The sequence below is a fragment of the Micromonospora sp. WMMD961 genome (assembly GCF_029626145.1).
In the GTDB taxonomy this organism is placed as follows: Bacteria; Actinomycetota; Actinomycetes; order Mycobacteriales; family Micromonosporaceae; genus Micromonospora.
This window is the reverse complement of record NZ_JARUBJ010000002.1, coordinates 6,302,183-6,314,767: the sequence shown is the minus strand read 5'-3', so window position 1 is coordinate 6,314,767 and position 12,585 is coordinate 6,302,183. Positions and strand designations below refer to the sequence as shown.

Annotated in this window: 8 protein-coding genes and 2 tRNA genes; 8 read left to right on the top strand and 2 right to left on the bottom strand. The window is 70.9% G+C overall.

Translation table 11 applies throughout. The features are described 5' to 3' along the window. Positions 1 to 25 precede the first annotated feature (25 nt). Positions 26 to 634: a hypothetical protein gene (locus O7614_RS28795; RefSeq protein ID WP_278141530.1), complete on the top strand. Its 609-nt coding sequence runs from the start codon at positions 26 to 28 to the stop codon at positions 632 to 634. Between the two features lie 150 nt (positions 635 to 784). Here O7614_RS28795 and O7614_RS28790 read toward each other — a convergent pair whose 3' ends face one another. Next, positions 785 to 2,005, bottom strand: a complete 1,221-nt coding sequence (locus O7614_RS28790) for a zinc-dependent metalloprotease (protein WP_278142420.1) — start codon at positions 2,003 to 2,005, stop codon at positions 785 to 787. Positions 2,006 to 2,189: 184 nt separating this feature from the next. Between O7614_RS28790 and O7614_RS28785 the strand changes: the two genes are divergently transcribed. The 6 genes from O7614_RS28785 to O7614_RS28760 all read left to right on the top strand — a co-directional run bounded on the left by O7614_RS28785 (position 2,190) and on the right by O7614_RS28760 (position 8,283). Next, positions 2,190 to 3,203, top strand: coding sequence for a PDZ domain-containing protein (locus O7614_RS28785; RefSeq protein ID WP_278141529.1), 1,014 nt, complete (start codon positions 2,190 to 2,192; stop codon positions 3,201 to 3,203). A gap of 96 nt (positions 3,204 to 3,299) precedes the next feature. Continuing rightward, positions 3,300 to 6,296, top strand: a complete 2,997-nt coding sequence (locus O7614_RS28780; RefSeq protein WP_278141528.1) for a UPF0182 family protein — start codon at positions 3,300 to 3,302, stop codon at positions 6,294 to 6,296. A gap of 184 nt (positions 6,297 to 6,480) precedes the next feature. Then, positions 6,481 to 6,993 carry a SigE family RNA polymerase sigma factor gene (locus O7614_RS28775; RefSeq protein WP_278141527.1) on the top strand — a complete coding sequence of 171 codons (513 nt, stop codon included), beginning with the start codon at positions 6,481 to 6,483 and terminating at the stop codon, positions 6,991 to 6,993. A gap of 10 nt (positions 6,994 to 7,003) precedes the next feature. After that, positions 7,004 to 7,927, top strand: coding sequence for a hypothetical protein (locus O7614_RS28770; RefSeq protein WP_278141526.1), 924 nt, complete (start codon positions 7,004 to 7,006; stop codon positions 7,925 to 7,927). 84 nt (positions 7,928 to 8,011) lie between these two features. Next, a tRNA-Met gene (locus O7614_RS28765) sits at positions 8,012 to 8,085 on the top strand. Between the two features lie 124 nt (positions 8,086 to 8,209). Continuing rightward, positions 8,210 to 8,283: transfer RNA gene (locus O7614_RS28760), tRNA-Met, on the top strand. Between the two features lie 120 nt (positions 8,284 to 8,403). Here O7614_RS28760 and O7614_RS28755 read toward each other — a convergent pair. Next, a complete protein-coding gene (locus O7614_RS28755) occupies positions 8,404 to 12,177 on the bottom strand; it encodes a S8 family serine peptidase (protein ID WP_278141525.1) in 3,774 nt (1,257 codons plus the stop codon). A 144-nt stretch (positions 12,178 to 12,321) separates the two neighbouring features. Here O7614_RS28755 and O7614_RS28750 point away from each other — a divergent pair, with 144 nt between their 5' ends. Next, positions 12,322 to 12,570 carry a hypothetical protein gene (locus tag O7614_RS28750; RefSeq protein WP_088950039.1) on the top strand — a complete coding sequence of 83 codons (249 nt, stop codon included), beginning with the start codon at positions 12,322 to 12,324 and terminating at the stop codon, positions 12,568 to 12,570. The last annotated feature ends 15 nt before the right edge of the window (positions 12,571 to 12,585 follow it).

Below are 12,585 nucleotides of genomic sequence, written 5' to 3'. Positions count from 1 at the left end.
CGGAGTGGGGCGCTAGGGTCGGGGGGTGGCACGACGGGTGGTAGTGGCGTTGCTCGGGCCGGTGCACTGGTCGCCGCCCGGCGTCGACCGGGCGGAGTGGCGAGCGGCTCTCGCCGAAGACGTCATCGACCTGCTCGCCACACTCAACGAGGTGGAGATCGCAGTCGCGGTCACCCCGGCCGACCGGGCGCTGGCCGACGCGCTGGTCTGGCCCGGGACCGCTGTGCACGAGGTGGCCGATCCGACGCCGAACGCGGTGTTCGCCGCGCTGGAGGGCTACGACCAGGCGGCGGTGCTGGTGGGTGACGTGCCGGACCTGCCCGCACTGACTGTCGGCAAGCTGCTGCGCCCGCTCACCACCCGACCCGTCGCGGTGGCGCCGGTCGACGGCGGCGGCCCGGGCCTGCTCGGGGTGGCGGTACGGCTGCCCGTGCCAGGTTGGGTCCCCCCGCTGGACCTGGACACGGCGACGCCGGCGGACGTGCGCTCCGGTGCCCCCCGACCCGGCGACGTCGCGGTCACCGCCGGCTGGCGGCGACTGCGCGGCCCAGCGGACCTGGCCACGCTGGACCCGTCCTTCGAAGGGTGGGAGGCGACGCGCGCCCTGCTCTCCGGCTCGGGTCGCCCCGTCTGATACTCACGCAACCAGCCACCCGCTCTGACTGGCCGGCCGTCCGCCCCGCCGCAGGTCAAGGCCGCCCGGCCCGCTAAGGCCAGTTGGGCCGGGCGCCCGCCCAGGCGTGCGGGGGCGCCCGGTTCGAACTCTGACGTCAGGGCCGCAGGCTCACGCCTTGGTGTCGTCCTCGCCGTCGGTCTCGTCGGGATTGCCGGGGGCCTTCTCCTCGGCCCCACCGGGTGCGGTGAAGTCGAAGCTGTCCAGCTCGCTCAGGTCCATGTCGTTCATCGCGAACGCGACCGGGTCGGCGAAGTCGTCGTCGGACGGGAGCAGGTCCGGGTGCCCCCAGACGGCGTCGCGGCCTTCGATGCCGCGGTGCTGGGTGAGCGCCGCCCAGAGTGCCGCCGCCTCGCGGAGTCGGCGCGGGCGGAGCTCCAGCCCGACGAGGGCCGCGAAGGTCTGCTCGGCGGGGCCGCCGGCGGCCCGGCGACGGCGGAAGGCCTCGCCCAGCCGGACGACATTGGGCAGCCGGTCGCTGGCGGCGCTGTCCACGACGTGGCACACCCAACCCTCGACCAGGGCTAGCGCGGTCTCCAGCCGGGCCAGCGAGGCCTTCTGGGCGGGGCTGTCCTCCGGGGTGAAGATCCCCTCCAGGGCGATCGCCTGCATCGACTCCGGGTCGGTCGGGTCGACCCGTCCCATCGCCTCCTCGATCGCCTCCCGGTTGACCCGGATGCCCGAGGCGTACATCTCGACTGCGCTGAGCACGTGCCCGCGCAGCCACGGGACGTGCTGGAAGAGCCGCTGGTGGGCGGCCTCACGCAACGCCACGTAGAGGCGGACCTCGTCCTCGGGAAGCTCCAGGCCCTCGCCGTACGCCCGGATGTTGGCCGGGATCAGCGCGGCCGTGCCGGCCGGGCCGAGCGGCAGCCCGATGTCGCCGGCGGAGAGCACCTCCGCGGCGAGCGAACCGAGGGCCTGGCCCAGCTGGCCGCCGAAGAGCGCGCCACCGAGGGTGGCGACCATCGACTGCATCGGGCCGAGCTGGGCGCGGGCCTCCGGCGGCACCAGGTCGCCCATCGCGCCGACCATGCGGCTGGCGACCGGGTCGCAGAGCTTGCGCCACACGTCCAGCGTCTTGAAGATCCACTCATTGCGGTTCCAGGCGACCGGTGACTGGATGCCCGACGGCCACGCCGAGGCCGGCTCCAACCACAGGTCGGCCAGGCGCAGCGCCTCCTCGACCGCGTTGCGCTCATACGGTGACACCGCCGGGTCGCCGGCGGCCGCGAGCTGGCTGGCTGCTACCTGCCGGGCCAGGTCCCAGTTGACCGGCCCGCTGCCCGGCGCGGAGAGCAGGTGCTGCAACTGCGACATGAACTGCTGCATCTGCGCGGGATCGTTGGGGTCTGGTGGTTGCCCACCCGGGAGCGCGAAACCGAACGGAATATCAGGCACGACGTCTACGGTACGCGGGCCGCGCCCCAGGTCGCCGCCGCTGGCGTTGCGCTGAGGGCGAAGTCGTGTGGCGCATCCGGCGGGCGACAACCGACCGGTCGGTACGCTCTGCGGCATGAGACGTCGTGGCCTGACGGTCCTGCTCGGTGCCCTGTTCACCGCCCTGCTGAGCATCGGGGTGCTCCGGGTTCCGATCCCGTACGTGGTGCTCGGGCCCGGCCCGACGGTCAACACCCTGGGTACCGCCGACGGCAAGGAGGTCATCCAGGTCTCCGGGCGGGAGACCTCGACGTCTGCCGGCCAGCTGCGGCTGACCACGGTGGGTGTGCAGCCCACGGTTCGGCTGCGGGGGGCGATCGCGGGTTGGTTCTCCGACGACGAGGCGGTGGTGCCACGGGAGCTGGTCTACCCACCCGGGGAGTCGACGGAGCAGGTCGAGCAGCGTAACGCCGAGGACTTCAAGGCGTCGCAGACCAGCGCGGAGACCGCCGCGCTGCGGGAGTTGGGCTTCCCGGTGCAGGTGGTCGTCAAGACGGTGTCCGGGGACGGTCCGGCAGCCGGGGCCCTCAAGGCCGGCGACGTGATCACCTCGGTCGACGGTCAGCCGGTGCCGGTGGCCGCGAAGGTCACCGAGCTGGTCCGGGCCAAGCCCGTCGGCACGGCGTTGACCATCGGTTACACCAGGGACGGCGTGCCGGCCACCGTCGCGGTGACGAGTCGGGAGCAGGACGGCCGACCGCGGATCGGTGTCGAGATCGACCAGCAGCAGCCGCACCCGTTCACGCTCGGCATCGACCTGGGGGACATCGGCGGGCCGAGCGCCGGTCTGATGTTCGCCCTGGGGATCGTGGACAAGCTGACCCCGGCGGATCTCACCGGCGGTCAGGTCATCGCCGGCACCGGCACCATCGACGACGAGGGCGCGGTCGGCCCGATCGGCGGGATCGCGCAGAAGCTGGTCGGCGCGAAGCGTGCCGGGGCGAAGGTTTTCCTGGTGCCGGCGGACAACTGCGCCGAAGCGGTCCGCAATCCACAGCCGGATCTGCCGCTGTTGCGGGTGGGTTCGTTGGACGAGGCATTGACCGCTCTGGAGACGTTGCGCGGGGGCGGCCAGCCGACCCGTTGCTGACCGATGTGACCGCGCCCCGACACGCTCAGGATCACCCCGTACTCTGGGTGCCTGGTCGGAGCCGATCACATCGAGCGTGCGGAGCCAACAGTGGTCATGCGTAGCAGCAGCCCCCTTCCGAGGATGAGCCGGCGCGGGCGCGTCACCATCGCTGTCCTGGTCGGGGTGTTCGTGCTCTTCACCCTGCTCGGGTGGGGTGTCCAGGCGTGGACCGACTGGCTCTGGTTCGACGAGGTCCGCTATACCGAGGTCTTCACCGGAGTCCTGCTCACCCGGCTGGCGCTGTTCCTCGCCGTCGGGCTCGGCATGGCGGTGATCGTCGGTGGCAACCTGTGGCTGGCTCACCGGTTGCGTCCGCGGCTGCGTCCGCACTCGGTGGAGCAGGCGACCCTGGAGCGCTACCGGATGGTGCTCAGCCCGCGACTCGGCACCTGGATCGCGCTGACCGCCGCGGTGGTCGGGCTCTTCGCCGGCCTCTCCGCGCAGAACCGGTGGGACCAGTGGATGCTGTTCCGCAACGGCGGTGACTTCGGGGTCAAGGACCCGGAGTTCGGGGTGGACATCGGTTTCTACGTCTTCCAGCTGCCGTTCTGGCGCTACCTGCTCGGGGTCGCCTTCACCGCTGTGGTGCTGGCGGTGATCGGCGCGCTGGCGGTGCACTACCTGTTCGGCGGGGTTCGCCTGCAGGGTGTCGGGGACCGGATGAGCAACGCGGCCCGCGCGCACCTGAGCAGCCTGGTCGCCGTCTTCGTGTTGTTGAAGGCCATCGCGTACGTGCTGGACCGCCGGGCGATGCTGCTGGAGTACAACGAGGGCGTCAAGCTCTACGGCGCCGGCTACGCCGATGTCAACGCGCTGCTGCCGGCGAAGGAGATCCTGGCCTACATCTCGATCGTGGTGGCGATCGCGATCATCGTCTTCTCCAACGCCTGGATGCGGAACCTGGTCTGGCCGGGCATCTCGCTGGCGCTGCTCGGCGTCTCCGCGGTGGCCATCGGTGGCATCTACCCCTGGGCGGTGCAGACCTTCGAGGTGAAGCCGAGCGCGAAGGACAAGGAAGCGCCGTACATCCAACGCAGCATCGACGCGACGCGGGCGGCGTTCGGGCTGGGGGTCACCGAGACGACGGCGTACGCGGCGAACAACCTCACCCCACCGGCGAGCCTGGCCACCGACACGTCGGTGGTGCCGAACGTGCGGCTGCTCGACCCGCAGTTGGTCAGCGAGACGTACACCCAGCTCCAGCAGGTGCGTGGCTTCTACGACTTCGGCCCCAAGCTGGACATCGACCGGTACGGGGTGAACGGCAAGGTCTCCGACTACGTGGTCGGCGTCCGGGAGATCAACTACGGCGAGCTGACCGATCAGCAGAACACCTGGATCAACCGGCACACCGTCTACACCCACGGGTACGGGCTGGTGGCCGCCCCGGCGAACCAGGTGGTCTGCGGCGGGCAGCCGTTCTTCGTCTCCGGCTTCCTCGGCGAGAAGACCCAGGAGGCGTGCTCCTCGCAGACCGAGCAGATCACGGCCAAGCAGCCGCGGATCTACTACGGCGAGCGGATGGCGGCGGACGACTACGCGATCGTCGGGCAGTCCGACCCGAACAAGAAGGCCGAGTTCGACCGGCCGGTCGGTGAGGGTGGCGGCGAGTCCTACACCTACACCGGCGAGGGCGGCGTCGAGATCGGCTCCTTCGCCCGTCGCCTGCTGTACGCCATCAAGGAGCAGGAGTCGAACTTCCTGCTCTCCGAGGCGGTCAACAAGGACTCCAAGCTGCTCTACGTGCGCAACCCTCGGGACCGGGTGGAGAAGGTCGCGCCGTTCCTCACCCTGGACGGCGACCCGTACCCGGCGGTGGTGGACGGTCGGGTCCAGTGGATCGTCGACGGTTACACCACGGCGGCCAGCTACCCGTACGCCGAGCGGGTCAACCTGCAGACCGAGACGACGGACGAGCTGACCAACCGGGGCACGTTCCAGCTGGCCCGGGAGAACGTGAACTACATGCGTAACTCGGTGAAGGCGACCGTCGACGCGTACGACGGCACCGTCAAGCTCTACGAGTACGACGACACCGACCCGGTGCTCAAGGCGTGGAACAAGGCGTTCGGCGGTGACCTGATCCAGCCGAAGGCGGACATCCCGGTGGAGCTGAACGAGCACTTCCGCTACCCGGCGGACATGTTCAAGGTGCAGCGCAACCTGCTCACCAAGTTCCACGTGACCAACCCGGGCGACTTCTACTCGGCACAGGACTTCTGGCAGGTGCCGAATGTGCCGGACGCTCCGGACAGCGGCCAGAAGCAGCCGCCCTACTACCTGTTCACCCAGTTCCCCGGGCAGGAGGGCCCCCGGTTCCAGCTCACCTCGGCGGTCACCCCGAACGGCCGGCAGAACCTCGCCGCGCTGATCTCCGGGTCGTACGTCGACGGCAAGCCCCGGTTGGAGGTGCTGGAGTTGCCGGACCAGACCCGGATCTCCGGCCCGGTGCAGGTGCACCAGCAGATGACCAACAACGCGAACATCCGTCAGCAGCTCAACCTGCTGTCCAGCAACCAGGCGCAGGTGCAGTACGGCAACCTGCTCTCGCTGCCCTTCGGCGACGGCATGCTCTACGTCGAGCCGGTCTACGTGAAGAGCAACCAGCAGGACGCGTACCCGCTGTTGCAGAAGGTGCTGGTCTCCTACGGTGACGGTGGCTCCTTCGTGGTGCTCGCCGACAACATCGACGACGGCATCAAGCAGTTGGTCGAACAGGGTAAGAAGGCCGGGCAGGGCACGTCGCCGCCGCCGAACACCGGGGGCAACCCCACGACGCCGACACCCACACCGACACCGACGCCCACCGGGACCGGCGCGCCGACGCCCACGCCGAGCGCCGGCACCCCGCCGCCGACCGGTGACCTGGCCGCTGCCGCGGACCGGGTGCAGACCGCGATCACCGAGGTCCGGGCCGCGCAGGCGTCCGGCGACTTCGAGCGGTACGGGCGCGCGCTGAAGGCCCTGGACGAGGCGCTCACCGCGTTCCAGCAGGCGCAGCAGGCCGCAGGCACTGCCAGTGGTGGCGCGTCGCCGAGCCCCGGCGGCTGATCCCCACAGCGGGGAGCACGTCTCGGAGCCCTCGTCGTCGGACCGCACCGGTCCGGCGGCGGGGGCTCCGCCGCGTCCGGTGGTGTGCCCGTCTGTCACCTCACCGACAGGTTCGGTCGGACCGCAACCTGCGGCACGACTCCGCCGTCCTCATTGCAACGGGGTGGGATGAGGGGGAGCAGTCGTGAGGGACGCGCAGAGCTTCGATGACTTCTACCGCAGCACCGCGAGGCGGATGGTGCGGTACGGCTATGCGGTCACCGGCGACCACAACGAGGCGCAGGACCTGGTGCAGGAGGCGTACGCCCGGGCCTGGCGGCAGTGGGGGAGCTTGTCGGCGCATCCGGCGCCGGAGGCGTGGCTGCGGCTGGTGGTGTCCCGCCTGGCGACCGACCGCTGGCGGCGGCTGGGTGGCCTGCGTGGCGCGCTGCGGCTTGCCGGGCCTCCGCCGCCGGTCCCGCCGCCCAACGAGGACAGCGTGCTGCTGGTCCAGGCTCTGCGTCAGGTGCCGGCAACCCACCGGCGGGTGTTGGCGCTGCACTACCTGTTCGACATGCCGGTCGAGGAGATCGCCCGAGAGGTCGACGTGCCGGTTGGCACGGTGAAGTCGTGGCTCTCCCGCGGCCGGGCCCGACTCGCCGCGTTGCTGCCCGATCTGGCCGTCGTGGAACTGGAGGCCACCGATGTCCCCGCGTGAACTGTCTGAGATGTACCGGTCCCTCGCCGCCGACGCCGACGCTCGCGATCTGGGCGTCCCCGACGTGCTGCGACACCAGGCGGACCGTCGGGCCCGGCTGCGTGCCGCCGGGAGCACCCTTGCCGTGGCCCTGGTGGTGGTGGGCGTGGCTGTCGGGACCCAGGTGGTCGCTCCGCAGTCGGCGACCGTACCCTCGCCGGCCGGCACGCTCACGCCGCCGGCGTCGCCATCCGTGTCGCCGTCGCCGAGCGTGACCGGCGGTTCGCCATCACCGCCCGCCTCGCCGACAACGCCTGGACGCTCCTCGGGCACGACGGCGACGCCTCCCGGCGTCACCGGTGCGCCGCCGCCCAGGACGCCGACCAGCATCCCGGATCGGGCGTTCTTCACGCTCGCGGCAGCCAACCAGATCGGCATCGCGCCGGAATTCCGGGACCTGGCCGTGCTGCCGGAGCTGTGTGGGGCGCGCATCCCGAGTGAGGCGGTGGTGCACCGCCGAACCCGGCTGCTGGTCTACAAGCTGCCGCAGAACCCCGGTGAGGGGTACGTCCCGGACGGCACCTACACGCATTCCATCACCATCTACCGGGCCGGACGCGCCGACGACGCGCTGGACGAGCTGCGGCAGGCGGTGCGGGACTGCCCCGAGCAGAACCGGCCCGGCGGTGACACGCCGTCGCGGAGCACGCAGCGGCTGCTCGCCGACAGCGGGTACGGCGACGAGTCGGTGCTGTTCGAGATGCGCAGCCCGGGGCAGGACGTCAACGGCGACCCGACCGGTGTACAGGACGTGCGGCTGGTCCGGGCGATCCGGGTCGGCGACGTGGTGACCGTTCTCTGGGAGCAGGGTTGGGAGAACACCTCCAGCCAGCGGACGCAGGTCGACGCGGACAGTCGCCGCGCTGTCGCCGCCATCCGGGCCTGGCTCGGTTGACCACGGTGTCCCGGACCGCGATCCGGGGGATTCGGTTGTCGTTTTGCGGGGCCCGGGGGTGGTGCGCTACGGTTATCGAGCCGACGCGGGGTGGAGCAGCTCGGTAGCTCGCTGGGCTCATAACCCAGAGGTCGCAGGTTCAAATCCTGTCCCCGCTACGAACGAAAGCCCGTCTCCGGTTCGCCGGAGGCGGGCTTTCACCGTTCCGGGCATCGCCCTGGCGGCGGCCGGTGACCCCGCTGATCATCGCCGGCACGGCATGGGTTAGTCTTGACCAGTCGACGCGGGGTGGAGCAGCTCGGTAGCTCGCTGGGCTCATAACCCAGAGGTCGCAGGTTCAAATCCTGTCCCCGCTACAAATGGAAATGACATGAGCCCGGCCCCCACGATGTGGGGGCCGGGCTTGTTTGGTGCCTCTCTTCGGTACGAGATCCGGAAAGGGCCGGCGCCTGGCAGGTGCCGGCCCTTCGCGGGTTCTACCTCAGGCCGAAGGCGCGGGTGACGGTCTGGGTGACGCCGCCACCGTTGCGCTGCTCGGCGGTGACCCGGATCGACACGAAGTCGGCCCGGTGCGGCGCGTCCAGGAAGACCCGCCAGGTGCCCTTCTTCTCCTTCAGGTCCTGCCGCTGCCAGGTCTTCCCGTCGTCGTAGGAGACCTCCAGCCGGAGCGAGGACACCGCGTCCCGGGCGGCGGTGCTTCCCACCACCACGGGCGTGATCGAGAAGTCGCTCCCACGCTTCGCGCGACCGGCGGCGTCCACGTCCGTTCCGTAGTCCAGTTGGACCAGCGGGATGGCCTGCACCTCCGCGCTGCCGCCGGAGATGAAGCGCCATTCGGTGTGCGTGGCGGTCGAGTACGGGCTGAACTCCGGTTTGCCAGTGGTCTCGACGACCAACCGGTACGGCAGCTTCTCCGGCGACAGGTCACCCGCGCCGATCTCCGGCCAACCGTCGAACCGGGTCAGTTGCTTGTCGCCCTGGTAGAACGTGGCGATCTGCGACATGCTGGCGCCGCCGCTGTGCGCGGCTCCCGCATCGCCGAACCCCTGGATGTAGGCGCTCATGGCGGTCTCACCGCGGAAGGGGATCTCGGTGCTGAGCATGCGTGGCCGGGTGATCGGCCCGAACCAGCGGTCCTTCTGCACACTGCCCGGCCGGTAGGCGATCGCCTCCGTGTTGGACCGCGCCCAGTCGGCGACGTCGGCGTACTGCATCCACGTGACGCCGTCGCCTGCGGAGACCCAGTCGGTACGCGGACCCGGCACCACCGGCTGGAACGGGAACGAGCGTGCCGCCCCGTACTCGTACGGCGGGAAGTCCACCCGGCTCTCGCTGGACTGCTTCCCCGGGGGAGGGGAGAAGGTGAGATCGATCCGTGCGAGGTCGCGGGGACCGGTCTTGGCGGAGGGGTCGGCGGGCACCCCTCCACGGTGGTAGTCGACCAGGTCGTACAGGTACTTCGCCGCAGGGTGGGCCACGACGGTCAGCCGTACCGGTTTGCGACCGCCGGCGGTGATCTTCTGGATCAACGCCTCGCCCTGGTCCATGGTCAGCGAGGCGACCGGGACCTGCCCGGTCGTCACGCCGTCGGGGTTGCCGTACCAGTCACTCTTGCGACCGTCGCGGTCGTTGACCACGAGGAGCATCGCCGCACCGGCGGTGTGCGCCGCGGTCGCCTGGTCCATGGGGGTCACCGAGTCGCTGCCGCGGACGACCACGGCCTTGCCCCGCGCGGACAGACCGGCGTAGTCGGACGTCGCGCCCACCCCCGCGAAGACGGCGTCCAGGCGAGTCGTGCCGTCGGGCAGTGCGAACGAGCCAGGCTGCACGAGGGGGTCGCCGAGGTGACGGCCGTCGTAGCTGATCGCCAGTGGCGTCTGCGCGGCGCGGATCCGGGTGGTGAGGACGAAGCTGCCCTTCTTCACCTTGCCCTTGGTCGGGAGCGCCCACAGGCTGTCGTAGGTGGCGCCGGGCCAGAAGGTCTCCTTCAGGGCGCCCCAGTCGGTGGGCGTCGGTTCGGCGGAGGTGAAGGACCGGTAGACGTCGATCCTGCTGTTGACGACGGCGGTCGGCTGCGGTGTCGCCACCTTCACCTGGCGGGCCCGTCTGGCGTCGAGTTCCACGACCCGGTCCGTCGTCAGGTCGACCTCGGGGGCGGTCAGCATCGCGAGGCCGAGGGAGCGGGGACCGTTCAGACCCTCCACGTCCGCTGCGGCGACGACGGTGTACGAGCCGGGAGCCAGGCGACTGGTGAGCTTTCCGTCGTTGACCCACATGAACGTGGAGCCCGTCTCGGCGTTGACGATCTCGACCTCGCCGCTCATGGGTCGACCGGCGCGGTCCTTCAGGTGGATGGTGAGGTCGTGCTTCTTGGACTCGACAGCGATCCCGACGGCCGTGTGTACCTCGCCGGCTGGGAAGCGCGCCGCGACCTGGGCGGAGTACCGGCCCGAGGGGAGGCCTTCCGGGTCCACCACGACGTCGACGGTCGCGGTGCCGTGAGCGGGCACCGTGACGCTGTCGGCGGCCACCGTGAACGTTCGTGCGGAGGTGGCGCCGTGTTCGACGGCGAGAGCCAGGGTGACCGGGTTGGCCGTCGTGTTGGTGTAGCTGATCTTCCGGGTGATCGGCTGAGGTGCGGTGCCGGGAGCCCACCGGACGAGGCCGGCGTCCACCGAGCCGGTCGCGACGACCTGGTCCTGGTGGTAGGCGGCGGCCACGTTCAGTCGACCGCTGCCGGCCTGGTACGCGTTGTAGTCCGGTGTGCGGACGCTGGTGCTCATCAGCGCGTCCTTGATCTGCCGTGCGCTCCAGGTGGGGTGCTTCTGCAGCAGCAGGGCAGCCGCCCCGGCGACGTGGGGTGCGGCCATCGAGGTGCCACTGTCCACGCGGTAGTAGCCCTCGCCCCAGGGGAGGTGCTGCGAGCGCGCTGCCAGCACGTCCACGCCGGGGGCGGTCATGTCGGGCTTGAGGGCCTCGTCGTTGGCGCGCGGCCCGACGCTGGAGAAGTCGGCCAGGTGGTCGGAGGCGTCCACCGCGCCGATGGTGAGCGCGGCGTCCGCGGTGCCCGGCGCGCCGAGGGTGTACGGATCGGGACCGCCGTTGCCGGCGGAGACGACGAAGAGCGCGCCTGTCTCGGCGGTCAGCTGGTTCACGGCCTGGCTCAGCGGGTCGTCCTGCGTGTGCCACGCGCTGACGCCCAGGCTCATGTTGATCACCTTGGCGTGCTCGGTGCGCGCCGCCCACTCCATGCCCGCGATGATCCCTGAGATCGAGCCGCTCCCGAACTCGTCGAGGACCTTGCCGACCACCAGGTCGGCATCGGGAGCGACCCCCCGCTCCTTACCGTCCGAGGCGGCGCCCGTCCCGGCGACGGTGGACGCGGTGTGGGTGCCGTGCCCGTTGTGGTCGATCACGTCCTGGCCGGGGATGAAACTCCGGGACGCCACCACCTGGCCCACGAGGTCGGGGTGGGTGGTGTCCACGCCGCTGTCCAGGACGGCGACCCGCACACCGCTGCCGGTGCCTCCGGCCGCCCAGGCCGCCGGTGCGCCGACCTGCGAGGTGGTGTCGGCGAGGGCGGCCTTGGCCTTACCGTCGAGCCACACCTTGTCGACGCCCGCCGTGAAGGACGGGGTCGAGGTGGCGGCGCGGAGGCCGGCCGGTGACTGTCCACCGCCGGTGAGAGCGGACCAGAAGTCCGCCGCCTGTGACCGTCGGGCGCGCACTGCCTCGCCGCGGACCGAGGGAAGCTCCAGTGTGGTCTGCGCGCCCGGCAGTGTGGTGCCGGTCCGGCGCGTCGCTGAGTCGGTGGAGCGGGTGACGATCAGGGGGAGTTCGCTGGTGCGTGCGTCGTCGAAGCCCTGCGCGATCAGTTGGGTGACGTCGAAGAGCTGCTTGTCGAGTCGGCCGGTCGCGAGGTAGGGCATCGCCTCGTCGGGGTACACATAGGTGTCCCCGCCCTCGGTGGAGACCCGTACGGCCCCGGTGGCGCCGGGCGCGCGTGTGACGTCCACCGAGGGGGTCGCGCCGTTGACGCCGGGGGTCACCGTCACCCGGTCGCCGGTGATCAGCGTGACCGTGACTGGTGCGCGGTGTGCGTTGCCGGTGGCGGCGGGTGTCGCCGGAGGCGGTGGGGCGCCGTGCGCCGCCGTCGGGGTGAGGAGAGCGGCGACGAGGGTGACGCCTACCGCTGCCGCCGCAGATCTCCGGGTGCGAGAGATCCACGCACTGACTACAGAGTTGACCATGGATCGAATCCGATCACCTGCGGAGACCCATGTAAAGATCATCATCGTTGCCGGGGCGTTGCGGGAACGTTGCCCACGATCTCGGCTCCGTCATTCGGCGCGGACAGACGTGCCGAGGTTGCGCCCTTCGGCGAGGATGGGCACATGTCTTCCTTCGGTAAGTGGTGGGGCCGGCTCAGCGCGGTCCTCGGTGGGGCCGTGCTGGCGGTCTTCGTGCCCGTCGCGGCCTGGGCGTCCACGGGCACCGGCGAGCTGGTGGTGGAGGCCGCCCGGCGGCGGGGCCGCAGCGGTTTCGGGATCCTCCCGCTGCTCTGCTGCCTGGTGGTGGTCGCGATCGTCGTGTTCCTGGTGCTGCGTCTGATGCGCAACCGCCGGGGCGGTCCGCCCCGCTAACCGACGCCAGGTCCC